Below are 24185 nucleotides of genomic sequence, written 5' to 3'. Positions count from 1 at the left end.
TATAGTTGCTTCAAGCACCAATCGATAGCACTCAGGAAATCCACTTAAATTCACAGCATGGCCTACCATGTCTCAGGCTATGAGACGTGTTTCGGACCGCGATCACGCATCAGAGATTCTCACCCTGATACGACCCTTCGTACGTCCCCTCGTGAGCGGCGTCGGCGAGAACGAGCTGTGCGATCCGCGCGCCCTGTTCGAGTTGGATCGGGTGGTGGACCTCCAGTAACCCTTCGCCCCGCCCCTCGTAGCCGGCGTCCCAGACAGCCGTATCGAGCATACACGAATTACGGAGCAACGACGACCGCGGGAGGAGAAAGCCGATGTGTCCATCCGGAATGACGACCCGGTCGGCGTACTCGACGATGTAGCCGCCGCGGTCGAGCTGATAGATCCCGTCGCTGGGTTCGAGTTCCTGACGGTCGCCGACGGTCTTGCCGCCGCGTTCGATGCGTCCCGGCTCGCTCTGCTCGTAGATCGCACCGAGCGTGAGGTCGACGCCGTTCGGTTGTACCTGCGATTCTCTCAGGTCGCCGAGGGCATCGGCGACGAACCGCCCGCTTTTGAACATACGCGACTCTGTGCGAGTGTCGTGGAAAGACCTGCCGATCTGGCTGATCGCCCTCCGGTCGGTTGACTCGCTTCTGAGCGACGGACGGAGCGGGTTTTTATATGAAAAATACGACGGAATACGCGGGATTTATACCGCCGCGCCATCCATTGACGCACGTTATGGGACAGACGCTTACGGAAAAAATTCTCGACGACCATCTCGTCGAAGGGGAGCTAACACCCGGAGAAGAGATCGGTATCGAGATCGATCAGGTGCTGACACAGGACACGACCGGGACGCTCGTCTGGCTGCAGTTCGAAGCGCTGGGCCTCGAAGAGGTCCAGACGGAACTGGCCGCCCAGTACTGTGACCACCAGACCTACCAGTTCGACTTCAAGAACACCGACGACCACCGCTTCCTCCGCTCTGCGGCAGGCACGTTCGGGGCCCATTTCTCACGCCCCGGTAACGGTATCTGTCACAACGTCCACAAGGAGAACTTCGCGGCACCCGGCAAGACGATGCTCGGGTCCGACTCCCATACGCCGACCCCCGGCGGTCTCGGCGAACTCGCCATTGGGTCCGGTGGGCTCGACGTCGCCGTCGCGATGGGTGGCGGCGCGTACTACATCGAGATGCCGGAAGTCGTCAACGTCCGCCTCGAAGGCGAACTGCCCGAATGGGCCACCGCCAAGGACGTCATCTTGGAGCTGCTCCGCCGGCTTTCGGTCAAGGGCGGCGTCGGCAAGGTGCTCGAATACACCGGCCCGGGCGTCGAGACGCTGACCGTCCCCGAGCGGACCACCATCACCAACATGGGGACCGAACTCGGTGCCACCTCCTCGATCTTCCCGACGGACGACCAGACCAAGGACTACCTCGAACGCCTCGGCCGCGAGGACGTCTTCGAGGACATCGGCCCCGATGAGGACGCCGAGTACGCCGACGAGATCGTCGTCGACCTCTCGGACCTCGAACCGCTCATCGCCGAGCCGTCGATGCCCGACAACGTCGTCCCCGTCAGCGAAGTCGAGGGCGTCGACGTCGAGCAGGTCATGATCGGCTCCTGTACGAACGGCGCTTACGAGGACATCCTCCCGGCCGCGAAGATGCTGGAAGGGCGCAACATCGACAAGAAGACCGAGATGATCGTCGCCCCCGGCTCCAAGCAGGCCTCCGAGATGCTGGCCCGCGAGGGCTGGACCGCGGAGATGATGGCCGCTGGCGTCAACTTCTCCGAGGCGACGTGTGGTGCCTGTATCGGCATCGGCCACGTCCCGGCCTCCGACTCCGTCTCGCTGCGGACCTTCAACCGCAACTTCGAGGGTCGTTCCGGGATCGAGGACGACAACGTCTACCTCTGTTCGCCGGAAGTCGCCACCGCGGCGGCCATCAAAGGCGAAATCGTCGACCCGCGGGACCTCGCCGACGAACTCGGCGACCTCGACGCCCCCGGTCTGGAGATGCCCGACCAGTACATCGGCAACTCCGAGTCGGACCTCATCGCGCCCGACCAGGCCGTCGACGACGAACTCATCAAGGGCCCGAACATCGGCGATGTGCCGCTGAAGGACCCGCTGGAGACCGAAGTCGGCGGTGAAGCCCTCCTGAAGATGGAGGACAACATCACGACGGACCACATCATCCCGGCCACGCAGGACATCCTGATGTACCGGTCGAACGTCCCGAAGCTCTCCGAGTTCACGCTCTCGCGCGTCGACGACACGTTCGCGGAGCGCGCACTCGAAGCCGACGGCGGCGTGCTCGTCGCTGGCGAGAACTACGGTCAGGGGTCCTCGCGCGAACACGCGGCCCTGTGCCCGATGTATCTGGGTATCGAGACCGTCCTCGCACAGAGCTTCGCCCGCATCCACAAGGCGAACCTGTTCAACTTCGGTATCGTCCCGCTCACCATCGACGAGGAGACCTACGAGAAGATCGAGGAAGGCGACGACATCGAGGTCGTCGACGACGCTGCCGAAGCCGTCCGCTCCGGCCAGGAAGAGTTCACCATCCGCGTGAACGACGACTGGGAAGCGACCGGCCAGCTCGACGCCTCCGAGCGCGAACGCGAGATCCTCGCCGCCGGTGGCAAGCTCTCGCACACGAAACAGCAGCACGACGAAGGCGGCGCTGCACCTGCAGACGACTAGAGAGACTCCGAACGTAGTGAGGAGTCTCTTGCGGGTCGAACGGCGCGTCGCGCCGTGAGACACGCGAGGTTTCGCAGAAACCTCGTATTGGGAGCGGGACCGCAGGTCCCGCGAGCAGAGCGATTCCGAGCGTCGCGCGGTCGCCTTGCGAACGCGGTTTTTTTGTGAGCAGTGAAGCCGGAATAGCGAAGACGCTCGGTTTGTGCGAACGGCGCTTCGCGCCGTGAGACAGTGGGTTGCCCCTCGACCGTGATTTTTCCGGCAGTGAAACCAGGCTTAGTACCACGGCTGTCTCAGGTCAACGGCGATATACGAAGTCTGCCTCGCGACAGTGCCAGACCCATCGTGCCCTTCTGTGACTGCTGTCGCTTCCCCGGCGTGTGCAGTCGGTTCTGACAGAACCTACATCTAGTACAACTCGGCAGCGATGGAAAAGTTCGGAAAGAGGGGTGGGGGTGGGGGTGGTGGCACCCAAAACGGGTGCAATTACACGTAGACTCGTCAGACTAAAGAACCTTCCGGCGTTCTAACTCTGTCTTGGCCCTATCGATGCATGAACTATCAGCACCTATCGACAAACAGTCAGATACCAGGGTATCTTCGGTCGGCGGTAACACATATGTAGGGCCACACCGAAGTACACATGTGACAACGGTCGCTCCTGACGGGCCGGAGACGCCGGATACGCCAGCGGTTCGGCGCGCCGTCCGCGCGGATCTCATCGAGATCCACCGCATCGAACAGGCGTCGTTTCCACAGCCGTGGCCGTTTTCGGCGCTGGAGAGCTACCTCGACGAAGCGGGATTTCTCGTCGCCGAGACCGGCAACGACGACGGCGACCCGCCTGCTGTCGCGGGCTACGTCATCGCGGATACAGTGCCGAACCACGGGACCCCGCTGGGCCACATCAAGGATCTCGCCGTTCGGCCGGCGTACCGTCGGCAGGGGGTTGCGAGCGCGCTGTTGCGGCGCGCGATGGAGGTCATCGGCGAGACGGGTGCCGGGTCGATAAAACTGGAAGTCCGAGCCGACAACGAGGGAGCGCGACGGCTCTACCGGCGCTTCGGGTTCGAACACCGGAAGACCATTCCGAACTACTACAGCAACGGCGAGGACGCGCTCGTGATGGTCCGGCTGCTGTAAGTGTGGTCTCTGGCCGTAGCAGCTACATCCCCGGGCCGCGCATCTCTCTGAGATCCCGACCGCATATACGGCTCCGTGTCCTCGGTTCGTACACCGATGGGATACGCCTGTCCAGTGTGTGACGACCCGCAAGCCGACGACGTGCATCTGGCGAACCACCTCGCGTTCACGGCGATGACCGGCGGCGACGACCACGAGGCGTGGCTCGACGAGCGCGTCCCCGACTGGGGCCAACTCGGAGAAGACGAACTGTCCACCGTGGTCGTCGAGTACGCCGAGGAGACGGAGTTCCCGCAGGTGTTCGAGGACACCGTCGACCGTAGCGGCGACGGGCACAGTCATGAACATGACCACGGCACAGGCCACGACCACGACGACCTCCCGCAGGGCGCGGACCAACACCGGGGGTCGAACGCGCTCAGCGACCACGACAGCGAGGTGCTAGCCGAGGCGCGAGACCTGACGCGGGAGATGTTGCGCGACAGCGACGACGAAACCGACGCGGACGCCGCTGACAGCGACGCGTCGGCGTTCGACGCTGACGACGACGCCGGCGAGTCCGGAGACGAAACCGAATAGTCCCGCCGGCGGCAAGGGGACGTATGGACACTGAGGGGCAGTTCGCGCCGGCATCGGCAGCCGAGGCCCGCGAGCGCTACGACGCGTTCGGGCCGACGGCGCAGGTCGTCGTCAAGGAAGTCGCGAAGGCGATGGGTCTCGACGCGGAGACCTACGAGGAGCGGGTCACCAGCGAGGTGGTCGAAACCGCCCGCGACGTGTTGTTCGCGGAATCGCTCGCGGTCCAGGTCGGGTCGATGGCGGAGTTCGAGGAGTGGCGCGAAGACACCGACTGCGAGGTGACACTGGTCGGCGCGGAGAACGTCGACAACGTCGTCTGGCACGCCGCGCCCTTCGCAGAGCAAGCCGTCGCGGCGACGTTTCAGGACGAACGCCGGGCCGCCGTCGGGACGCTCCGTCGCCAGGCCTTCGGTCGCATCTACCGCGAGGTCGTCTGATGCGCCCGGTCACACGGAACACCCTGCTCGGCATCATCGCCGTCGTCATCCTGTTGCTGGCGCTGGGTGCGCTGCCGGGCCTCCTCAAGAGCGGGGACCCCTACTACACTGTCGCCACGCCCACCGACGGCGAGTATAGCGTCGACAACGGCACGGCGATCAACTGGAGCACCCAGTCCGAGCGACGCTTCCCGTACACGAGCGCGGCGCTGGCTGACGCATCCCCGTCGGCGACCGGGCAGTCAGAGCCGTACTGGCGCGGACCGCTGGGATTCAAGGGCGCGTTCACCCACTCGCCCTTCGACGAACGCGATGCGCTCCGCCAGCAGTACGACGGGGCCGTGACCGACGACGGCGTCGTCGTCAGGCACAACGGCACGTTTTACCACGTCGCGGTCCGACAGGACGTATGACCCGCGAACCGGCCCACGAGTGGCCAATCGTCGAGAGCGAACGCGAGTACGAGACCGGCTGGTACACCGGCGGCTACGACCGGGTTCGCCAGCCCGACGGCTCCGAGAAGGACTACTACTGGGCTGAACTGCCCGATGCAGCGGTCGTGGTCGCCACGACCGGCGACGAACTCGTCATGGTCGACCAGTACCGCCCGACCATCCGCGAGCAGTGTCTCGAACTCCCGGCCGGAATCGTCGAGGACGACGAGTCCTACACGGCCGCCGGCGCGCGCGAACTCCGCGAGGAGACCGGCTTCGAGGCCGCCGGCGTTTCACTTATCGAGGAGTTCTCGTGTTCGACCGGCGTGCTCCGCCATCGCCGAGGCATCGTCTTCGCCGAGGGGCTCGAACCCGTCGACCGGGAACTCGACGACAACGAGTTCCTCTCGGTGACGACGGTACCCATCGACGAGGCGCTGCAGGTCGCCCGGCGCGAACCGGCCAACGACGCAACCATCGAAGGTATCCTGCTGGCACAGGCTGACGGTTTGCTGTAGCCGGTGAAGGTTTAGGTATCGCCCGCTAGCGGCTGGATATGGACGGCGAAATCGACGCCGACGAGCTGCGGTCGAAACTCGAAGACGGGACGGTCCGAGTGGTCGACATCCGGTCCCCGGGTGCGTTCGAACGAGGTCACATCCCGGAGAGCGAGAATATCCCGTTCCCGTCGCTCGTCGATGAGGTCGAACGGTTCGAAGGCGACGACGAGGTCGTGACAGTGTGTCCGAAAGGAAAGTCAAGCGTGCAGGCCGCCCGGCTCATCGCGTCGTACGAAGGGTTCGATGGCGACGTGGTAAGCTTCGAACCCGGGCTGAACGGCTGGGACGGACCGCTGGAGCGCGAGAACGCTGGCGGAGAGACGATGTCGGACAGTACGACTGCCGACGGAGACACCGACGAAGGCCCTGCTGCACCGTTTTAGCCGCTGTTTGGAGTCGAAATGGTGGCTCAGGAAAAGTCCATCGTCACAAGGGGCTCAGCGGGGGTAACATTTCGTCATCGCCACCGTTGTTCCGTAGCAGGCCGGGGCTGAAAAGCAGTCCGTTCCTGGTGTGGTATCGATTGCGTGATTTATTTCTCGTTGCATAGCCTTGGATACTGTCCGAGCTAACGAAACAGGCCCCGACTGGCGTCGGCGTGGGGACCGACGTGTTCCCTCGGACAAGACTGAACTGATACCATCGATATCGGCTTGGACTGCAATAGTCGTGATTTAGCACCACACAATCCAAATTTTCAGGTGGATATTGTCATACGCTCTCTCAAGCACAATTGCAATTCTAATAATACACAGAAATTTTTAATCAAATGGGGTTCAAGCATGTGCAATGAGAGACGGATACGATCTCCCTTCAACTGCACCCGGGCAGTACATGCCACTCCGGACCGATGAACATCTCTCGAAGGCGTACTTCCCGGATAAACTGCCTCCGACACTGGAACTCTCGGATGCCGTTGTTGCGGAAGTCTCGAGAGCGATGTGGTCCCTCGGCAGACTAGAGGGACTCGGCAGTGAGATCGACAATCCCGGCGCTGTGTTCAGTTCGTTTGTCTACAAGGAGGCTGAGCAGTCGTCCCAGGTCGAAGGGACAGCCGTGACTGTGTCTGATCTCTACCGATACGATGTCGACGAACTCCAGATTAGAGAGACAGTCGAGAGTGCCCACGAAGCCGATGTCAGAGAGGCTCGAAACTACATCACCGCTCTCGACGATGCTATTTCGTTTCTCCAGACCGCGGGTATTGAACGACAGAGCATCACGACAGAACTCATCAAGTCGCTCCACGAGCAGTTACTGATCAAGGGAAGATCAGATGGCGACGAACCATTGCCTGGCGAGTTTCGACCGGGATATACTGCAATAGAAGAGGAAGGGCCGCACGGAATCGGGACGCAGATTCGGTTCGTTCCGCCGAAGCCAGATATGGTTCCGGGGCTGATGGACGATTTAGAGCGTTTCGTTCAGCAGGGCTCTGATTGGCCCGATCTAATCGATGTCGCAATCGCTCATTATCAGTTTGAAACGATCCATCCGTTCAAAGACGGTAACGGACGGGTGGGACGACTGCTCGTGGTCCTCATGCTCATCTCGAGTGGATTACTCCACTACCCAATGCTCTATCTCAGTTCGTATATCGAACGACACCGCACCGAGTATGCCGATCGGTTGCTCGCTGTGAGTGAAGAGGGCGCCTGGGACGAATGGCTCCAGTTCTTTCTCCGAGGCATCCGAGAGCAGGCAGAAGAGGCGTTCCTCCGAGCAAGGCTGCTCGTCGACAAGCGAAAAGAGTACAAGTCTCGATACTCGGACGCAGCGAAATCTGTCCATCACCTCTCACTCGCACTGTTCGAAGATCCGTATTTTACCGTCCGCGAAGCCAGTGAGCGGATTGGTGTCGTGTATCAGACTGCGAACAATGCTGTCGAAACACTCGAATCAGATGGCGTCGTGGAGGAGATAACCGGAAACAATCAAAACCGCGTCTTCAGAGCCGCCGACATCATGGATATCGTTGAACGGCCTGTGAACCAACTACCCGAATCCGACGAACTTGTCGATGTCGAGCAGGGGTGGAAGCTACCCGAGCGATAAGCGCATATATTACTAGAAACCGAGGCTCAGCGGGGGTAACATCTCGTCATCGCCACCGTCGAGCCGTACCTGCCCGTGTGGCAAAAGTGCATCCGCTGACGACGATGCGAACGGACAATCTGACAGCATGGCTGCCCGGTATGATCTCCCCGCGTCCTGCTATTCCCGAAACCGCTGGAACAAGAGTAGTCGCGCGGCCTGCCGAACTTGTCCCGAACCACCCGTTGGCTGCTCGGCGATAGCGGTACTGTCGACTATATAGCGAACATATAAAATACCTATACGACGACAGCTGACGGTTCGGTCGAGTACTCCGTGTCTGACACTGAGACGAGCCAGCCACAGATCGAGCAGGCGCTCGCCGTCGTTCAGCGGGAGATTGACTGTATCGAGGCTGAACTGTCGGCTTTCAGGCGCTTTCGGACCAGACTCGTGTCCATCGAACCGACGGGACAATCCGCAGGCACTGTCGACACCTCAGCCGGGGGGATGTCGGCGCTCAGTGCCCGGCAGCCGAAACCAGAGACGAGCCTGCGCGCCGTCCGGGAAGCCTACCGGGAGACGGTCATGGCCGTGCCACACTTCGAGGCCGAGTACGACGACTCGCTGGAGGCGAATATGTCGATGGAGTTCGGGCCGGAACTCGGCACGCAGATCGCCACGGGAACACGCTTGACCCCGAAACTGTACGAGGCACTGCTGACCGCGAGCGAGGGGGCACGCGACGAACGCGAGACGTTGCTCCCGGCGCTCGAACGCGAACGGGAGTCGTTACAGTCGGTACGAGCGACGCTCGACGACTGTGAACGCCGCGGGGCCGCACTGGGTGCGAACGCACGGCGAACGACCGACCCAGCCCGACTCGACACTATTGACGACCAGCTCGCCGAAATCGAAGCCGACTGTGAGACGGCAGCAGCGACCCGCCAGCGACAGCTACACAGCCGGTCGGCCGCTGCCATCTCGGGCATCGACGGGACCAGTCTCGTCCGGTATCTCTACGGCGACTGTTCGGCGACGTGTCCGGCGCTCGCCGACATCCTCGCGTGCCTCGATACGATCAGGCGGCACCGCCGTCACTGTCTGGTTTCGACACGTTGAGATCACAGGACGGCTGTCCGTCGTTCTCTGTATTGACGACCCGTCAGGACTGCGGTCGCGGTGCGGCCTTCTGGAGCGCGCTCTCGGCGATGTTGCCGCCGTAGTCGGCGGTCCGGGACAGGGAGTCGACGATGAGGCCCAGTACCTGTGCGCTCTGTGGGTCGAACTCGCGGATCTGCCCGTCGACTTCGCGAGCGGTTCCGTCGACGTCGGGGATCTGGCTCCGGGCCTCGTTTGCCAGTTCGACGGCCTCGTCGGAGTCCTCGGTCAACAGCGCGTCCATCGCGGTCTCGGGGACGGCGATAGCCTCGGCTTCCAGCTGATCGAGCAGTTCTGCGGTTTCCCCAGTTATTTCCCCGATTTCCTGGGAGAGGCTGGCGACCTTGGTCGCGTGGTCGGCGATACGCTCTAGCTGGCGGGCGCTGGACTGGAAATCGAACACGGTCTCGCGTGGGAAACCGATCTCGTCAGCTGTCGTCGGGTTTCGGAGGACGGTGCGAAACACACGCGAAACCATGTACCAGAGGCGGTCGACGTCGTCGTCGCGCTGGATCACGTCCGCCGCGAGGTCGTCGTCGTCCTCGATGAGCGCCTCGACAGCGTCGGAGAGCATCGTCAGCGAGACCAGCCGCATTCGTGTGATCGCGTTGTGGACCGACAGCTCCGAGGAGTCCAGCAGGTCCTGCAGGACGACCCGGTCGGTCGTCTCCTCGATCATCTCTAAACCGACCAGTCCCTGAGTCGCATCGCGGATGATGCGTCGCTGTTCGGCTGTTATCCGCGTCGCTTCGAGCTGGATGATGTCGAAGCCGCTGACGTACATCGTCATCACCGCCCGCGTGAGTTCGTGCCTGTTTTCGAGTCCTTCCACGTCGAGACTCCCCTCCACGCGGCCGTTGTTCCGCTGTGGAGCGAGCAACAGCAGGTCCCGCTCGGCGTGGAATTCGACGACGCTGCCCGCACTCACGTCGTTTTCTGTCGCCCACTCTTTGGGGAGGGAGACGGTGTATGTCGACCCGCCTGTCACCTGGACCTTGCGTGTCTCCATGTGGCTGGCACTCGTTCACGGGATGATATAAATCCACTCATATCTATATACTATATCCAAGCTCTAATATTTGGGGACATATTCTCCGGATAACCGTCGATTCGGCGACGAAATTCGCCGGTGTAGGTAGTTCAAACGGCTGAAAAAGCTATACTCGGCCACTCGCCCATATGCGGCGTATTCGGGGGGCTGAAGGCACAATGACGACGTGCTCGCTGATATATGCCTGCCCATTTGTGGCTGTTTAGCATACTATATCTATATAGTAATAACCCAATAGATATAGCAATCTTAGCAGGTTACTTATTAGCCGTCCTGCTTGACTCTGGTGATGGCGCACGACCCAGACGGGCTGTCAGAGTTCGTATCGCGGCGGAAATTCATCGCAACGACAGGTGCGACCGGTATCGCTGCGATCGCTGGCTGTTCCAGCGGTAGCGGCGACTCCGAGTCGGACGGGAGCTCCGGCGAGAGTGCGGACACCGAAGCGGTGTCGACGGAGATGGAAGCGACCGAAAGCACCGACGAGGGCGGTAGCTCCGGCGGTACCAGCGCACTCTCGTCCGGCGGCTCCTCGACGGTGTACCCCATCGCGAACACGGCAGCGTCCTACTGGAACGCGAACCGACCGGCCAGCGACACCGAGTACTGGCCCCACGAAGAGTACGACATCGACACGGACCAGAACCTCGCCGACTACTGGGCCGGCCTGTACGGGTTCGAAGCCGGCGGCGAGGAGGGGCCGCCGTTCCAGTACACTGTCGGCCTCTCACACTCCGGGACCGGAATCGAGAAGGTCATGAACGGGCAGAACGACCTCGGCAACTCCTCCGGAAACGTCGAGGACGAACTGCCCGACCGCGACTCCTACGAGCAGTTCGTCGACCACGTCGTCGGCGTGGACGGACAGCCGCTGGTCGTCTCCCAGGAGATCGCCGATGCCGGTGTCGAGCAGATCACCGGCGACCAGCTCAAGGGGCTCTACAAGGGCGAAATCACCAACTGGAGCGAACTCGGCGGTCCGGACCGTGAGATTCAGGTCCTCGCCCGCGTCAAAGGCTCCGGAACGCGAACTTCCTTCGTCTCCAACGTCTTCGGCAACTCCGAGGAAGACACCTCCGTTGCCAACCGCTACGGGCAGAATCAGCGCCTCGCACAGGCCATCGCACAGGCCGACAACGCCATCAGCTACCTCGCGCTGGCGTTCATTGACACCGACGGGCTGGCCCCCATCTCGCTGGAATGGGAGGGGACAACCTACAGCTATCAGGACGACCAGAACGGTCTCGACTCGAAGGCGTACCCGCTGTCGCGCGACCTCCACATGTACACCTGGGAAGGCACCTCGGAGAAAGAGGCCGCGGTCATCAACATGATCCTGTCCGACTTCGGTCAGGACACCTTCGTCGCACCGAACAACTACTTCAAGCTCGGCTCGCGCCGCCGCGAGGAAGAGCGCGCCAAGCTCCCCGACCAGGTGTGATCGACCGCAACTGAGAGTCGTCGGACGACTATCGACCGTGCCGGTCGATTTTCCATACTATGACAGAGGACATACCTACGACGGAGGGCGAGACGGTGTCGAGCGAGGACAGAGCTGACGGGTCGACGCTTGCTGTCGGCGCGGTCGCGACGACGCTGGTGGCGACGATTCTCGTCTTCCTGTTTCGGCCCGCTCTTGCGTTGCCCATGCTGCTGGCGTTCGTGTTCGTCACCGCGGTCGGCTGGGTTACCTATCAGGCCGAAGTCGCACGCCTGCTCACGCTGGTCGCGACGGTCCTTACGGTGCTGACCGTCGCGTTCATCACGTTCTTCCTGTTCGCGAGCGCGTTGCCGGCGTTTCTCGAACACGGGACCGGACTGCTACTGATTCCGGAGCAGGGCGGGGAGGCCCGCTGGTTCTTCTGGCTCGAAACCGTCCTGCCGTCGGACTCGACGTACTGGAACCCGCTCAGCGGGGCGTACTCGCTGATACCGATGATCTGGGCGACGGTAGTCGTCACCGTCATCGCGGGCGCGGTGGCGGGGCCGCTCGGCCTGTTCGGCGCGCTGTTCATCGCCGAGGTCGCTAGCGACCGTCTGCGGGAGATCATCAAGCCCGGCGTCGAGATCCTGGCCGGCATCCCCTCTATCGTCTACGGGTTCATCGGCTTTCAGGTGCTGAACGGCTTCATCCAGACGAACTTCCTCGACGACGGGGCGAGCTTCCTCATCGCCGGTATCGTCGTTGGCGTGATGGCGCTGCCGACGGTCGTCTCCGTCGGCGAGGATGCCCTCTCCAGCGTCCCCCAGTCGATGGGTGACGGCTCCGTCGCCATGGGCGCGACCGAGTGGCAGACGATGAAGAGCATCTCCATCCCGGCGGCGTTCTCGGGTATCTCCGCGGCCGTCATTCTCGGACTGGGCCGGGCCATCGGCGAGACGATGGCCGTCGCCGCGATCATGGCCTCGGGGACGCAGTTCGCCGACCCGCTGTTCGACGTCTTCGACGCGAACGCGACGCTGACCAGCCTGATTGCGACCCAGTACGGGAGCGCATCCGAGAGCACTGTCGACGTGCTGTTCGTCGCCGGCGTCATGCTGTTCGTCATCGTCGCCGGGATGAGCATCGTCTCGCAGTACATCGAGCGACGTATGCAGCGGAAACTGAAGGGGCAACAATGAGTGACGCCTACGCGACCACCGACCGACTCGTCAGTGCGGACTCGAACAGCTACGACCGGGGGCTCGATGCGGCAATCGCACTCAGCGTTATCGGCTTCACGCTCGGGCTCGTCACGCTCGTGAACCTGGTTCCGCCCGGTGCCAGCGGCAGCAGCCTCACCACGGCGCTCGGGACACTGCTTGCTGTCGTCGTCGGGGCCGTCGGAATCACCGGCCTCGCCTCCTACGCCAACGTCGTCCCGGTCACCTCACAGCGGGTGCGCGGCATCGGGCTGGGCCTCGTCGTCTCGGTGGTCGCGCTGACTGTCCTCGCGGCGCTCCTTCCGGTGACGATGGCGACGCTACTCGGGGCCGTGTTACTGGTCGAGGCGCTGGCTATCACTGCCGCTGGCGTCACCTCCCGACTCGAACTCGTGGACACGGAACCGAACATGAGCGCCGGGCTGCTCTCCGGCGTGGCCTTCGGCGCAATCGGCCTCGCTATGGGCGCGGCTGTCGGGGGTGCCCTCGTCGGGTTCGGCTCGCTCCCGTGGCTCATCGGGGCCGCCGTCGCCGGCGTCGGCCTGTTCCTGCTTGCGATTCTCCCCCGCGAGGACCTCGGTTCGACGCTCCCGACGGCGCTCGTCGTCGGCGCGCTCGGGCTGACAATCGTGACCGGCACCATCGGCGTCGGCTGGCAGTGGAACCCCCAGACGCTCTCCGGTGGCTTCACCGGCGGCGCGGTCATCCCGGTGTTCCTCCTCGTCGGGACGCTCCTGTCAGCCTGGTCGGCCGCCAAGTGTCGGGCCGGGTTCGGCGCTCGGGGCCGCGAGTACGGAGCCTTCCTCGTCATCAACCTCAACGCCTTCCTGATGGTGGCCGTGATGGCGACAATCGTCGTGTTCGTGACGCTCAAGGGCGTCGGCTACGCTGTCCGCGGACTTTCGGTCGGTGCGCTGACCGCGCTGGTCTTCCTGACGCCAGCCCTCCTCGCCGCCGTCCAGTTCGCTCGCACACCCGCGGGCACAAACGACTGGAACGACGGCGCTCGACAACTGTTTCGGGTCCTCCCGCTGGCGGCGGTCGGTGCGCTCGCCGCAACGTTCGTGAGTGTGCTCGTCACCGGGTCCCCGCTGCGCTACTCCTACGCCTACACTGTCCAGGTCAACCGACAGGGGCAGGCACTCGATACGGCACTCGCAGTGACCCCCGACACGACGGTCGGGCCGCTACTGCTGCTCGCACCAGCGGTGCTGCTCGCAGTCACCTTCTTCCGCTCGTTCGGCTCGCTCCGAAACGTCGGGACGCAGTCCGAGCGGACCGGGTCGATCCGACAGGCCGTCCCGACCGCAGCTCTCGTGCTGGTCGTCCTCATCGGCTTCTTCCTGATTCTCGGCCCGGCTCCGTTCGGTCTGCCTCTCGGTGAGACGCTCGGATTCGCCGCCGTCGTCGCCGGAGCAGTCGCCGCGGGCGGCCTCGCCGTCACCCCCCTCGTCGGCGTGCTCACCAGCGACGGGCCGACGCTGGCCGACAGCGCACAGCGCGAGGCTCCCCTGTTCACGCTGGGGGTGTTCGGCGGACTCGGGCTGTTGCTGGCCGCGCTGTTGCTCCAGCCCGTCGCCGGCATCAATCCGCGGGTCGGCCCGGTGAACCTCGTGCCCGTGGTCGCGTTCGGGGCCGCCGTCGCCTCGCTCGCACTGGCGACACTCACGACTGTCGCAAAGCGGTCCAGCGAGGAGACGATCACCCGCCGGTTGCTGACCGAGGAGACGCGCCTCGGCCTCGTCGGCGCGGCCGGCTTCACCGCCCTGGTCGGCCTGCACGTCGCCGCGACCGGCGTCTCGTTCACCGTGCTCGGCGTCGCTGTCTCGAACGAGGGGAGCTTCTCGTGGCCGATGGTGATGCAGGCCTACATCCCGCTTGGGGCCGAACCCGGCGGGATCATGCCCGCAATCGTCGGCACGGTGTGGCTGGTCGTCGGGGCGACGCTGTTCGCCGTCCCGCTGGGGGTCGGTGCGGCGGTGTTCCTCACCGAGTACGCCGAGCAGGGCCGGTTCACCGCGGTCGTCGAAATCGCGACGAACGCGCTCTGGAGCACGCCGAGTATCGTCTTCGGCCTGTTCGGGGCGGCGTTCCTGATTCCGCGGCTGGGCGGCGACGAGTCGCTGCTGGCCGGAATGCTGGTGCTTGGTTTCATGCTCCTGCCGCTTGTGCTCATCACCTCGCGGGAATCGATCAAGGCCGTTCCCGACGAGTACCGGGACGCCAGCGCGGCCCTGGGTGTGACCCAGTGGGAGACGATCAAGAGCGTCGTCCTGCCGGCGGCGATGCCGGGCGTCATCACCGGCGTCATCCTCGGCGTCGGCCGTATCGCCGGTGAGACTGCCCCGCTCATTCTGGTGCTGGGGTCGACGCTGAACGCGACAGAAAGCGTCGACGTCATCGACGGCTTCCGCTTCGTCTCGGGGCCGCCGTTCATCGCCAACGACGCCCTGCTGACGGCCTCGGCGTCACTGCCGACGCAGGTGTGGGCCGTCATCGCGGCCGGAGTGTCGGGGTCGCCGCAGATGGGATGGGCGACCGCGTTCATCCTGCTGATGGTCGTCCTGACGTTCTACGCGGTCGGTATCACGGCGCGGACGTACTTCCGGAGGAAACTCAACTATGAGTGATAGCATCAACACGGAGCCGAGCACGGACACGCAAACGAACGGCGAGCAGACGGTCACAGCCGCCTCGCCGAGCACCGAAACGACGGCCGGTGAGAGCGAGGAGCAGGTCCGCGAGGAGTGGCGGCAGTACGAGTTCGACGGCGATACGAAGCTCTCGGTCGAGAACCTCGACGTCTGGTACGGCGACGACCACGCGCTGAAAGACGTCTCGATGGAGATTCCGGAAAACAGCGTCACGGCGCTCATCGGCCCGTCGGGCTGTGGCAAATCGACGTACCTGCGGTGTCTGAACCGCATGAACGACCGTATCAAGGCCGCTCGAATCGACGGCTCGGTTGAGCTGGACGGTACTGAGATTTACGACCCCAACGCCAACCTCGTCGAGCTTCGCAAACGCATCGGGATGGTGTTCCAGTCGCCGAACCCGTTCCCCAAGTCCATCCGGGAGAACATCTCCTACGGTCCCCGCAAGCACGGCGACATCAACAAGGGCCTGCTCGCGCGCCTGTTCGGCCGCGATGACACGGAACAGGAGGGCGAACTCGTCGAACGCTCGCTGAAACAGGCCGCGCTGTGGGACGAGGTCAGCGACCGCCTCGACGACAACGCGCTGGGCCTCTCAGGCGGCCAGCAACAGCGGCTCTGTATCGCCCGCTGTCTGGCCGTCGACCCCGAGGTCATCCTGATGGACGAGCCGGCGTCGGCGCTCGACCCGATCGCCACGTCGAAGATCGAGGACCTCGTCGAGGAACTGTCGAAGGACTACACCGTCGTCATCGTCACTCACAATATGCAGCAGGCCGCTCGCATCTCTGACCAGACCGCCGTGTTCCTCACCGGCGGCGAACTCGTGGAGTACGACGACACGGACAAGATCTTCGAGAACCCCGAGAGCCAGCGCGTCGAGGACTACATCACCGGCAAGTTCGGGTGACCCATGTCACGAGAGTCGTACCAGCAAGCACTGGACGAACTCCGGGCTGCCGTCGTCGACATGGGGACACTCGTCGTCGAGCGACTCGAAGCGGCCCTCACTGCGCTTCGGTCCGTCGACGAGGACCTGGCACAGTCGGTCATCGACGGCGACGACGAAATAAACGACCTGTATCTGGCACTCGAAGCCGACTGCATCGACCTCTTCGCCCTCCAGCAGCCGGTCGCGACCGACCTCCGATTCGTGGCCGCCTCGTTCAAGATTATCACCGACCTCGAACGCGTCGCGGACCTCGCCACGAACCTCGCGGCCTACGCGCAGTCCGCCGACCGTCGTCTCGCCCCGGAAGTCGACGTCGACACAATCGGCCGCGAGGCCACCGAGATGGTCGAGCGCAGTATCGACGCGTACAGACGTGAAGACATTGACGAATGCCGCGCCGTCGCGGCTGACGACGACGAACTCGACGCGCTCTGTCAGCGGGCCAGCGAGACCGTTGCCCGGGACCTCATCGAGCGGGAGGCCGACGGCGACGACGGCTGGGCCGTCGAGCAACTCCTCGACGACGTTTCGGCGCTGTTGCTTACGGTGCGGGACCTCGAACGCGTGGGCGACCACGCCGTCAACATCGCGGCACGCACGCTGTACATGGTCGAAACCGACTCGGAACTCATCTACTAAGCATGGACACCCGAAAGATACAGACCGTCGGCGGCGGCACGTACACCGTTTCGCTGCCGAAAGAGTGGGCCGAATCGGAGAACTGTACGGCCGGGACGACGGTGAACCTCCACACGCACATCGACGGCCTGCTAGTGATCCAGACCCCCGAGTCCCAGACGACGGCGCGGAACCGCGTCGAACTCGAAGCCGGGACCGACGACCCGGCCGAGATAGAACAGTTACTTCGGGCAGCCTACGCCGCCGGCGTCGAATCAGTCGTCCTCGAAGTCCCTGATGGCTACACTGACGAACAACTCCGGGCTATCGAACGCGTCACTCGGAACCTGACCGGCGTGACCGTCGCCGAGGAAACCGAGACACAAGTCACGGTCCAGACGTTGCTCGACGCCGGCGAGGTGTCGGTCAGGCAGTCGGTCCGCCAGCTCCAGTTCGTCGCCCTGTCGATGCACCGGGATGCGATGGCCGCGCTCACGACCGGGACGACCAGCGACCGGTGGGCCGACCGAGACGAGCAGGCCGACCGGCTGTACGCCATGATCGACCGCTACTTCGAGCGGGGACTGGCACGGCTCGACGAGATCGACGCGCTCGGGCTGACCCGTCCCGAACTGTTCAGCCTCTGGGCGACCGCGAACGAGCTCGAACGCGTTGCCGACCACGCCGAGCGAATCGGGACCGTCGCCGACCAGCTCGACGGCCAGCCAGGGCGGACCATCGTCACAGCCCTCGAAGGTATCGCTCAGGAAGTCCGAACCGTCGTCGAAGACGCCGTCCGCGTCATCATCGGTGACGCCTGCGTCGCTACCGCTCGACAGACGCTGGCCACGCGCCGGGCCGTCCGCCAGCGGATAACCGACCTCGACCGACAGCTGTTCGAAGCCGGCGACGCCGACTACCGGCTCACGCGTGCCCTCGATAGCCTCTCCAGAACAGCGGAACACGGCGGCAACATCGCCGAGTTCGGCCTTCGGATGGCCGTCCGCGACGGCGCGCTCACGGCTGACAACGCCGGCACTGACGAGGCGAACGCGCCGAGTTCGACAGCCGAAACGGAGTCCTGACGAACGCACAGCACACAAGGGCCATCGGTTCCGAAATCCGCTATGGTCGACTGGGACGTGTACCTCGTCACGCAGGCGTCGCTCTCGGCGGGCCGGACAACCGCCGACATCGTCGCGGACGCGATCGACGGCGGCGTCGGCGTCGTTCAGCTCCGCGAGAAGGACCGGACCGCGCGCGAACGCTACGAACTCGGTCGGGAACTGCGAGCGCTGACCCGCGAGGCCGGCGTCACGTTCGTCGTCAACGACCGCGTGGACATCGCACAGGCCCTCGACGCCGACGGGGTCCACCTCGGCGACGACGACCTTCCCGTTCCCGTTGCGCGGGAGCTTCTGGGTGACGACGCGCTCATCGGCCGCTCCGTCTCGACTGTCGCAGACGCCGAAGCGGCCGCGGCCGCCGGCGCGGACTACCTCGGCGTCGGCGCGGTGTTTGCCACCGGATCGAAAGACGACATCGACGACGACGAGTACGCCATCGGCACCGACCGCGTCGCCGCTATCGCCGAGGCAGTGGACATTCCCTTCGTCGGTATCGGCGGCGTCACGGTCGAGAACGCCACCGAGGTCGTCGAAGCCGGGGCCGACGGCGTAGCTGTTATCACCGAGATTACGCAGGCCGACGACCCGGCGGCGGCCGCTGAAGCACTGAAACACGCGGTCGAACGCGGTCAGTAGCACCGGCGTTCGTCGGCGACCGTGCGCACACTCCTGAAGTAGCCCAGCCAAAGGGGAACGATGCCACTCCCACACAGTACAGCGGTCAGCCAACGATGAACTCGGGTGCAACGATGGACGCAACGACGAGACTGAGGAACACGAGAATCGCGACGGACCGGAGGATACCGGCCGCTTGGTGTCGGCTCTTCGGAAGCGCTTCCGCAGTGCCGGCTAATCCGGTCCCGATTACCATGGTGAGCAACCAAGCAGCCGGGGTGCCATCGACGACCCAGCCGTAGAGATACAGGCCGGCGAAGATGAGTGCCCCGGCGGCGTGGACGAGTGTAATCGGGCGTCCGGACGGCTCACTAAAGAGCGTCTCGCTGATACTGGAGGGCATCGCCGACGTGTTCTCATCGAGAAATAATAAACAGCACTGGTACTTGCCCAATAGCGCCGACCCGGTCCCGACAGCGAACGGCTCTGGTAGGTCCGGCCCCTGCGGTTACGCCGACCGCTGCAGTTTCTCGCGCAACTCTCCCTCGACGACGTGGTATTTGAACGCCGGCGACCCGTCGACGAAGACGTAGGGGACGCGCTCGCCGTACTCCTCGCGGAGGTCGGGGTCCTCGTCGACGTCGATGAGGTCCAGTTCGATGGCGACCCCCTCGTCGTCGGCGACCCGCTCGATTGTCTCGATGGCCTCTTCACAGAGATGGCAGTCCTCCCGCGTGTAGACGGTGACCGACACGTCGCTCATTACTGGAAACACGGGGGCGACGGCATAAGACTCTCACTCTCCCACCGGCGATGGGTTTCAGTGTCTCGCGCCCGTAACTCCGTCAATGACTGGCTGGACTATCGAAGACATGCCCCCGCTGAGAGGCCGAACTGTGGTCGTGACTGGCGCGAACAGCGGGCTGGGTCTCGAAGGCTCGAAAGCGTTCGCTCGCAGGGGTGCAACAGTGGTGATGGCCTGCCGGAGCGTCGAGCGCGGAGAATCAGCCGCCGCGGAGATTCGCGAGGCCGTTCCGAACGCGACGCTCGACATCCGGGAGTGTGATCTGGCCGACCTGTCGAACGTCGCGTCGTTCGCCGACAGCCTCCGGGACGACTACGACGCTATCGACATCCTCTGTAACAACGCCGGCGTCATGGCGATTCCCCGGAGCGAGACGGCCGACGGCTTCGAGACGCAGTTCGGCGTCAACCACCTGGGCCATTTCGCCCTGACCGGACACCTGCTCGACCTGCTCCGGGCCGCCGACGGCGAATCCCGGATCGTCACGCAGTCGAGCGGCGCACACGAGATGGGAGAAATCGACTTCGACGACCTCCAGCGCGACCGCTCCTACGGGAAGTGGTCGGCCTACGGCCAGAGCAAACTCGCAAACCTCCTCTTCGCCTACGAACTCCAGCGTCGTCTGGGAAACCACGGCTGGGACGACGTGCTAAGCGTCGCCTGCCACCCCGGCTACGCCGACACCGACCTCCAGTTCCGCGGGCCGAGGGAGATGGGCTCGACGCTGCGAACTGCGGCCATGGGCATCGCCAACGCCGTCTTCGCGCAATCCGCCGAACAGGGCGCGCTCCCGATGCTGTACGCCGCCACCGCCGATGACGTCATCGGCGGCGAGTACGTCGGACCCGGCGGGCTGTTCGATATGCGTGGCTCGCCCGAGTTCCAGCAGTCGAACGAGGCCTCGCGTGACGAGGAGACCGCCGAGCGGCTCTGGGCGGTCTCGACCGACCTCACTGGCGTCGAGTACGACTTCGAAAGCACCTGAGAACGGCCAACGGTACTGCCGTGGCGTGAGTGGAGACTGCAATCCCCACTTTTTCACCGCCGGAACGTGAACCCTGCCGGCACATGCAACCAGTCGAAATCGCGTTCAGGCTGCTTGCAGGAATCGCCCTGATCCTCGCAAACGGCTTCTTCGTCGCCATCGAGTTCGCGCTGACGCGGGCCAGACAGTACACCGAATCGGAGTTCGACGAGCCCGGCCTCCGGCGCGCCTGGGAGATGACCGACGACCTCGAGATCTACCTGACGAGCTGTCAGGTCGGTATCACCGCCTCCAGCATCGCCGTCGGTATCGTCGCCGAACCGGCGCTCGCGGCCATCTTCGAGCCGTACTTCCAGTCCTCCGCGCTGGCCGGGGTCGGGGCCGGCGCGGCCATCGCCTTCCTCATCATCAACCTCGTCCACCTGACCCACGGCGAGCAGACGCCGACGTACCTCGGCGTCGAGCGCGCGAAGTTCGTCTGTCGGTACGGCGCGACGCCGCTGTACTACTTCGCGTGGGTCATCTCGCCGATTATCAAGGTCGGCGACGGGGTCGCAAAGTGGACGCTGGGGCTGTTCGGCGTAGAGATGTCCGGCGCGTGGCTCGAAGCTGAAGTCGAGAGCATCGAGTCCCGCGCGGAACTGCGCAACGAACTCGGCTCTGTTCTGGACCGCGGCGACGTGCCCGACGAGCGCCGTGAAGAGGTCCTCTCCGCGTTCCGCGTCGGCGACCGCGAAGTCAGCGAGGTGATGGTCCCGCGGGACGACATCGTTGCGCTGTCGCCCACCGACGACGACGCGACCAACGCCGAGCGGATCGCCGAGACGCCACACACCCGCTACCCGCTCGTCGGCGAGACGCTCGAAGAGTTCCTCGGTATCGTTTACATTCCCGCCCTCGTCGACGAGCGTGAGGAGCAGGACGGGTCGGGCGGTCTGCTGGACGGTATCGACCTCGAAGCCGTCGCCTCGCCGCCGATGACGATGTCGCCGGACACGACCGTCAGCGACGCCATCGACCAGTTCCAGGCCGAGCATCAGGAACTCGCGTTCGTCCTTGAGGACGGCGAAGTCATCGGGCTGGTGACGGTCACGGACCTGCTCGAAGAGGTCGTCGGCGACATTCAGGACCCGATGGATGCCGAGGCCGGCGTCGCCTGACGCTGAAAGCATTTACCGCTCGGCCGGAAACCGGCGACTATGCCCTCCCGCCGGACCGTTCTTGGAGCCATCGCCTGTACACTCGTGACCGGCTGTTCCGGGCTCAGCGACGATCCCTCGACAGAAGAAGCCACGGCGACAGCGACGCCAGGCCCGGTAGTGCTGTCACCGGTCGACGCCGCAGCAGTGCCCGAAACGGCGACTGTCGGCGTCCTTCCCGAGACGTTCGGGGAACTCGAAGCGGCTACCCGCGATACGTCGGCAGACGTGACCGAACACAGGTGGGCGCATGTGCTTCGCGACTTCGACTGCTTCGCGTTCGAGGGCACGACGTACGCGGTCGTCGAGCGGACCAGCGGGTCCGGCGGCTACATCAACAAGTACAGCGTGAGCGAAGTCGACGACCCCGGGAACGAGTCGACGGTGCGTGTGGCGGACCTCCCGGACAGCGACCGGCGCGCCGTCGTCGACGCGATAGAATCGGGAGAGCACCGCTACGACTCCGACGAAGGTGGCTTCGACCCGACTGACTCAGTGTACATCTACAACGAGTCGTACTACGTGTTCACCTTGGACGTCCACGGCGACAAGCCGGTCGTAGTCACATATACGCTCGAAGAGGCCGACGACGACCGGTGTGTGACGCTCGAACCGCTGTCGCTCGATGACGCCCAGGCCGAGACGCTCGATACGGCGCTCCAGTCCAACGGAGAGTCGACCGTCACTGGCAGTCTGGCTCGGACACTCGCCGAGTCGGGTGTGGGGTTCGTCCTTCGGGGCGGTTCCTGTTACGAACTGTCCGTCTCGGCTTCGGAAACGGCGTCCTGAGACGGCTACCGCGGCGGCGTGTAGAAGTTGACTGTCTCCAGCGGTCCGTCCCCGTCGTTTTCGATGCCGTGGCGTTCGCCGGCCTCGATGCGGACGAGGTCGCCGGCATCGACCCGCCGGGTGTCACTGTCGACGGTGACGACGCCGGTACCGCTGACCACGAACAACCACTGGTCGCTGTCCTCGTGATAGTTCTCCGGCCCGCCGACGGACTGTCCCGATTCGACGGTCATCTCCGCGGCCTGTGCCTCGTCGGTCTCCATGACGACCTCGAAGTAGCGGTCGAAACCGAGATGTGTCTGTTCCATGCGTGTACGTCCGGCTGTGCTACTGAGTCGCTTTCGGGGACAGCGGCCAGCAAGAACTCAATCCCCGCCCGCGAGACTCCCGACCCGGCCGGTGAGTCGGGCTGCGAGCCCTTCGAAGTGGGCGGTACTCCAGCCCGCGACGACGAGTGCGCCGACCGTATTGAACACGAGGTCGTTCACGATGTCGCTCGTGCCGTACTGGGCGAGGACCGCCTCGCCGCCGATCATCGATGCGATGCCGCCGCTGGTGAACTCCATGATCTCCCAGCCGACGCCCACCGCGAGGACGAACAGAACGACGAAGGTCGCGCGGAACTTCCTGTTGAAAGCAACCGCTCCGGAGTGGCGTTCGACTGCTCGTGCGACCGCGTATCCCACGCCGGCCACGAGCGATGCTGAGACGGCGTGGGCCAGACTGTCGTACCAGCCAAACGCTCCGTACAGTTCGAACGCGCCGGCCGCGTGCAGCGTCGACGCCACCGTGATCCACAGCACGATACCGGTGTCCATCGCGTAGCCGTACTCCCGGCGGAACAGCGCCGGCAGGAACGTTATCGCCAGCGGGCCGCCGCTGTTGACGAACAGCGTCACGTTGCCCCGAACGAGCGCGAATGCGGATATCACACCGAGGACAGCCTGTAGCGTCCGGACAGCGATGTGATGGTGCGTTCCGTTTCCAGGAAGGGACGCTTCCGACTGGTCAACTGCCGGGGGATCCGGGTTCGAGACGCGGAGTCGAGCGATGCGTGCTGACCGCTCGACGTACAGTTCGAACACGACGCCGGCGACGATACCGGCACCCGCTGCAGTGACGAGATCCCACATCAGTTCGGTCTGCCCGTCGAGAAACGTGGTTCCCAGTAGCGTGTCAGTCGCGTAGATGCCGACTGCCCAGACGCCCGCGACGGCCATTGTCACGATGACGACGAACACCGTCGCGAACCGCGGCGTCATCGTCAGTGAGGTACACGCATCGAGCACGACGGCCAGCAACAGCGCAACCCCGGCGACAACGAGGAACGGCGTGACCTGCGGGAAGCCGCCGAACGCCCGGACGAGTACCGGTACCGCGACCAGTCCGAGCAACTCCGCGGGCACCGTCGTTTCGAGGTCCCGCGTGGCGAACGGAACTGTGACCGCGATAGCCACGAGGAGTGCCGTGAGCACTGCCCAATCGAATTCGCCACCGGCCGCGAACCGTCCGACGCCACCCACGAGAATTCCCGTTACCGCCCACGCGCCGAGCGCGTCGAGCCGGTGGGGACCGATGAGAGACTGTAGCGAGCCCATCACTGACTATGGATACGACGCGAGTCGTAATCAAAGCATGGCGGTCTCCTGACACCCTTCTGGAACTCCCCGCCTTCGCGGTCGCCGTCACGCGA

At 64.2% G+C, this 24185-nt stretch carries 25 protein-coding genes; 19 read left to right on the top strand and 6 right to left on the bottom strand.

Going from position 1 to position 24185, the window contains the following annotated elements:
- Positions 1 to 109: 109 nt before the first annotated feature.
- Complete coding sequence (locus VI340_RS12450) at positions 110 to 571, bottom strand: deoxyuridine 5'-triphosphate nucleotidohydrolase (protein WP_008307887.1); 462 nt, start codon at positions 569 to 571, stop codon at positions 110 to 112.
- A 161-nt stretch (positions 572 to 732) separates the two neighbouring features.
- On the opposite strand from VI340_RS12450, the gene VI340_RS12445 reads away from it, so the two are divergent.
- The 9 genes from VI340_RS12445 (at position 733) to VI340_RS12405 (ending at position 9015) form a co-directional block, all read left to right on the top strand.
- A complete protein-coding gene (locus tag VI340_RS12445; protein WP_008307889.1) occupies positions 733 to 2706 on the top strand; it encodes an aconitate hydratase in 1974 nt (657 codons plus the stop codon).
- Positions 2707 to 3351: 645 nt separating this feature from the next.
- Positions 3352 to 3849, top strand: a complete 498-nt coding sequence (rimI, locus tag VI340_RS12440; protein WP_008307891.1) for a ribosomal protein S18-alanine N-acetyltransferase — start codon at positions 3352 to 3354, stop codon at positions 3847 to 3849.
- Positions 3850 to 3945: 96 nt separating this feature from the next.
- Positions 3946 to 4428, top strand: coding sequence for a DUF5810 domain-containing protein (locus VI340_RS12435; RefSeq protein ID WP_336358452.1), 483 nt, complete (start codon positions 3946 to 3948; stop codon positions 4426 to 4428).
- 23 nt (positions 4429 to 4451) lie between these two features.
- A complete protein-coding gene (locus VI340_RS12430; RefSeq protein WP_008307895.1) occupies positions 4452 to 4865 on the top strand; it encodes a DUF5809 family protein in 414 nt (137 codons plus the stop codon).
- Entirely contained in the window at positions 4865 to 5278 is a 414-nt protein-coding gene (locus VI340_RS12425; protein ID WP_008307897.1) for a hypothetical protein, read from the top strand. Before VI340_RS12430 ends, VI340_RS12425 begins: the two co-directional genes overlap by 1 nt.
- Positions 5275 to 5817, top strand: a complete 543-nt coding sequence (locus VI340_RS12420; RefSeq protein WP_008307898.1) for an NUDIX hydrolase — start codon at positions 5275 to 5277, stop codon at positions 5815 to 5817. Before VI340_RS12425 ends, VI340_RS12420 begins: the two co-directional genes overlap by 4 nt.
- Positions 5818 to 5855: 38 nt before the next feature.
- A complete protein-coding gene (locus tag VI340_RS12415; protein ID WP_336358451.1) occupies positions 5856 to 6242 on the top strand; it encodes a rhodanese-like domain-containing protein in 387 nt (128 codons plus the stop codon).
- A 406-nt stretch (positions 6243 to 6648) separates the two neighbouring features.
- Positions 6649 to 7914, top strand: coding sequence for a Fic family protein (locus VI340_RS12410; RefSeq protein ID WP_336328913.1), 1266 nt, complete (start codon positions 6649 to 6651; stop codon positions 7912 to 7914).
- A 315-nt stretch (positions 7915 to 8229) separates the two neighbouring features.
- On the top strand, positions 8230 to 9015 hold the full coding sequence (locus VI340_RS12405; RefSeq protein WP_008307901.1) for a DUF7260 family protein: 786 nt from the start codon (positions 8230 to 8232) through the stop codon (positions 9013 to 9015).
- Between the two features lie 43 nt (positions 9016 to 9058).
- Here VI340_RS12405 and VI340_RS12400 read toward each other — a convergent pair whose 3' ends face one another.
- On the bottom strand, positions 9059 to 10063 hold the full coding sequence (locus tag VI340_RS12400; protein ID WP_008307902.1) for a phosphate uptake regulator PhoU: 1005 nt from the start codon (positions 10061 to 10063) through the stop codon (positions 9059 to 9061).
- 331 nt (positions 10064 to 10394) lie between these two features.
- On the opposite strand from VI340_RS12400, the gene VI340_RS12395 reads away from it, so the two are divergent.
- The 7 genes from VI340_RS12395 to thiE are packed head-to-tail and all read left to right on the top strand — an operon-like array spanning position 10395 to position 18735.
- Positions 10395 to 11546 (top strand): PstS family phosphate ABC transporter substrate-binding protein, encoded by a 1152-nt coding sequence (locus VI340_RS12395; protein WP_008307903.1) that lies wholly within the window; start codon positions 10395 to 10397, stop codon positions 11544 to 11546.
- 59 nt (positions 11547 to 11605) lie between these two features.
- Positions 11606 to 12727 (top strand): phosphate ABC transporter permease subunit PstC, encoded by a 1122-nt coding sequence (pstC, locus tag VI340_RS12390; RefSeq protein WP_008307904.1) that lies wholly within the window; start codon positions 11606 to 11608, stop codon positions 12725 to 12727.
- Entirely contained in the window at positions 12724 to 15378 is a 2655-nt protein-coding gene (pstA, locus tag VI340_RS12385) for a phosphate ABC transporter permease PstA (RefSeq protein ID WP_336328915.1), read from the top strand. Before pstC ends, pstA begins: the two co-directional genes overlap by 4 nt.
- The gene (gene pstB, locus VI340_RS12380) at positions 15371 to 16312 is read left to right on the top strand and encodes a phosphate ABC transporter ATP-binding protein PstB (RefSeq protein ID WP_008307907.1); all 942 of its coding nucleotides are present in this window, start codon (positions 15371 to 15373) and stop codon (positions 16310 to 16312) included. Before pstA ends, pstB begins: the two co-directional genes overlap by 8 nt.
- Before the next feature lie 3 nt (positions 16313 to 16315).
- Positions 16316 to 16993, top strand: coding sequence for a phosphate signaling complex protein PhoU (gene phoU, locus VI340_RS12375; RefSeq protein WP_008307909.1), 678 nt, complete (start codon positions 16316 to 16318; stop codon positions 16991 to 16993).
- Positions 16994 to 16995: 2 nt separating this feature from the next.
- A complete protein-coding gene (locus VI340_RS12370; RefSeq protein ID WP_336328917.1) occupies positions 16996 to 18057 on the top strand; it encodes a phosphate uptake regulator PhoU in 1062 nt (353 codons plus the stop codon).
- Between the two features lie 42 nt (positions 18058 to 18099).
- Positions 18100 to 18735, top strand: coding sequence for a thiamine phosphate synthase (gene thiE, locus VI340_RS12365; protein WP_336358450.1), 636 nt, complete (start codon positions 18100 to 18102; stop codon positions 18733 to 18735).
- 85 nt (positions 18736 to 18820) lie between these two features.
- Here the strand turns inward: thiE and VI340_RS12360 are convergent, their stop codons facing one another.
- Together VI340_RS12360 and VI340_RS12355 are read right to left on the bottom strand one after the other, a co-directional pair.
- Positions 18821 to 19117, bottom strand: a complete 297-nt coding sequence (locus tag VI340_RS12360; RefSeq protein ID WP_336358449.1) for a hypothetical protein — start codon at positions 19115 to 19117, stop codon at positions 18821 to 18823.
- Positions 19118 to 19222: 105 nt separating this feature from the next.
- Positions 19223 to 19477 (bottom strand): glutaredoxin family protein, encoded by a 255-nt coding sequence (locus VI340_RS12355; RefSeq protein ID WP_336358448.1) that lies wholly within the window; start codon positions 19475 to 19477, stop codon positions 19223 to 19225.
- Between the two features lie 85 nt (positions 19478 to 19562).
- Between VI340_RS12355 and VI340_RS12350 the strand changes: the two genes are divergently transcribed.
- The 3 genes from VI340_RS12350 (at position 19563) to VI340_RS12340 (ending at position 22492) form a co-directional block, all read left to right on the top strand.
- Positions 19563 to 20504 (top strand): oxidoreductase, encoded by a 942-nt coding sequence (locus VI340_RS12350; RefSeq protein ID WP_336358447.1) that lies wholly within the window; start codon positions 19563 to 19565, stop codon positions 20502 to 20504.
- A gap of 83 nt (positions 20505 to 20587) precedes the next feature.
- A complete protein-coding gene (locus tag VI340_RS12345; protein WP_336328920.1) occupies positions 20588 to 21664 on the top strand; it encodes a hemolysin family protein in 1077 nt (358 codons plus the stop codon).
- 39 nt (positions 21665 to 21703) lie between these two features.
- Complete coding sequence (locus VI340_RS12340) at positions 21704 to 22492, top strand: hypothetical protein (protein WP_336358446.1); 789 nt, start codon at positions 21704 to 21706, stop codon at positions 22490 to 22492.
- A gap of 5 nt (positions 22493 to 22497) precedes the next feature.
- On the opposite strand, the gene VI340_RS12335 is transcribed toward VI340_RS12340, so the two are convergent.
- Positions 22498 to 22800 carry a cupin domain-containing protein gene (locus VI340_RS12335; protein WP_336358445.1) on the bottom strand — a complete coding sequence of 101 codons (303 nt, stop codon included), beginning with the start codon at positions 22798 to 22800 and terminating at the stop codon, positions 22498 to 22500.
- A 57-nt stretch (positions 22801 to 22857) separates the two neighbouring features.
- Positions 22858 to 24090 (bottom strand): hypothetical protein, encoded by a 1233-nt coding sequence (locus VI340_RS12330; protein WP_336358444.1) that lies wholly within the window; start codon positions 24088 to 24090, stop codon positions 22858 to 22860.
- Between the last annotated feature and the right edge of the window lie 95 nt (positions 24091 to 24185).

The sequence above is a fragment of the Haloarcula sp. CGMCC 1.6347 genome (genome assembly GCF_037078395.1).
Classification (GTDB): Archaea; Halobacteriota; Halobacteria; order Halobacteriales; family Haloarculaceae; genus Haloarcula; species Haloarcula amylolytica.
Note: the sequence above shows the minus strand (reverse complement) of the source record. Positions and strands in the feature narration are given on the sequence as shown.

Bases quoted from the DNA above. Each gene is read 5' to 3' on its own strand.
- VI340_RS12370 (WP_336328917.1), top strand. From the start codon at position 16,996: ATGGACACCCGAAAGATACAGACCGTCGGCGGCGGCACGTACACCGTT.
- VI340_RS12410 (WP_336328913.1), top strand. From the start codon at position 6,649: ATGAGAGACGGATACGATCTCCCTTCAACTGCACCCGGGCAGTACATG.
- VI340_RS12340 (WP_336358446.1), top strand. From the start codon at position 21,704: ATGCCCTCCCGCCGGACCGTTCTTGGAGCCATCGCCTGTACACTCGTG.
- phoU (WP_008307909.1), top strand. From the start codon at position 16,316: ATGTCACGAGAGTCGTACCAGCAAGCACTGGACGAACTCCGGGCTGCC.
- VI340_RS12395 (WP_008307903.1), top strand. From the start codon at position 10,395: ATGGCGCACGACCCAGACGGGCTGTCAGAGTTCGTATCGCGGCGGAAA.
- VI340_RS12425 (WP_008307897.1), top strand. From the start codon at position 4,865: ATGCGCCCGGTCACACGGAACACCCTGCTCGGCATCATCGCCGTCGTC.
- VI340_RS12445 (WP_008307889.1), top strand. From the start codon at position 733: ATGGGACAGACGCTTACGGAAAAAATTCTCGACGACCATCTCGTCGAA.
- VI340_RS12350 (WP_336358447.1), top strand. From the start codon at position 19,563: ATGACTGGCTGGACTATCGAAGACATGCCCCCGCTGAGAGGCCGAACT.
- pstB (WP_008307907.1), top strand. From the start codon at position 15,371: ATGAGTGATAGCATCAACACGGAGCCGAGCACGGACACGCAAACGAAC.
- pstA (WP_336328915.1), top strand. From the start codon at position 12,724: ATGAGTGACGCCTACGCGACCACCGACCGACTCGTCAGTGCGGACTCG.
- VI340_RS12355 (WP_336358448.1), bottom strand. From the start codon at position 19,477: ATGAGCGACGTGTCGGTCACCGTCTACACGCGGGAGGACTGCCATCTC.
- pstC (WP_008307904.1), top strand. From the start codon at position 11,606: ATGACAGAGGACATACCTACGACGGAGGGCGAGACGGTGTCGAGCGAG.
- VI340_RS12345 (WP_336328920.1), top strand. From the start codon at position 20,588: ATGCAACCAGTCGAAATCGCGTTCAGGCTGCTTGCAGGAATCGCCCTG.
- VI340_RS12415 (WP_336358451.1), top strand. From the start codon at position 5,856: ATGGACGGCGAAATCGACGCCGACGAGCTGCGGTCGAAACTCGAAGAC.
- VI340_RS12435 (WP_336358452.1), top strand. From the start codon at position 3,946: ATGGGATACGCCTGTCCAGTGTGTGACGACCCGCAAGCCGACGACGTG.
- VI340_RS12335 (WP_336358445.1), bottom strand. From the start codon at position 22,800: ATGGAACAGACACATCTCGGTTTCGACCGCTACTTCGAGGTCGTCATG.
- VI340_RS12330 (WP_336358444.1), bottom strand. From the start codon at position 24,090: ATGGGCTCGCTACAGTCTCTCATCGGTCCCCACCGGCTCGACGCGCTC.
- VI340_RS12360 (WP_336358449.1), bottom strand. From the start codon at position 19,117: ATGCCCTCCAGTATCAGCGAGACGCTCTTTAGTGAGCCGTCCGGACGC.
- VI340_RS12400 (WP_008307902.1), bottom strand. From the start codon at position 10,063: ATGGAGACACGCAAGGTCCAGGTGACAGGCGGGTCGACATACACCGTC.
- VI340_RS12430 (WP_008307895.1), top strand. From the start codon at position 4,452: ATGGACACTGAGGGGCAGTTCGCGCCGGCATCGGCAGCCGAGGCCCGC.
- thiE (WP_336358450.1), top strand. From the start codon at position 18,100: ATGGTCGACTGGGACGTGTACCTCGTCACGCAGGCGTCGCTCTCGGCG.
- VI340_RS12450 (WP_008307887.1), bottom strand. From the start codon at position 571: ATGTTCAAAAGCGGGCGGTTCGTCGCCGATGCCCTCGGCGACCTGAGA.
- VI340_RS12420 (WP_008307898.1), top strand. From the start codon at position 5,275: ATGACCCGCGAACCGGCCCACGAGTGGCCAATCGTCGAGAGCGAACGC.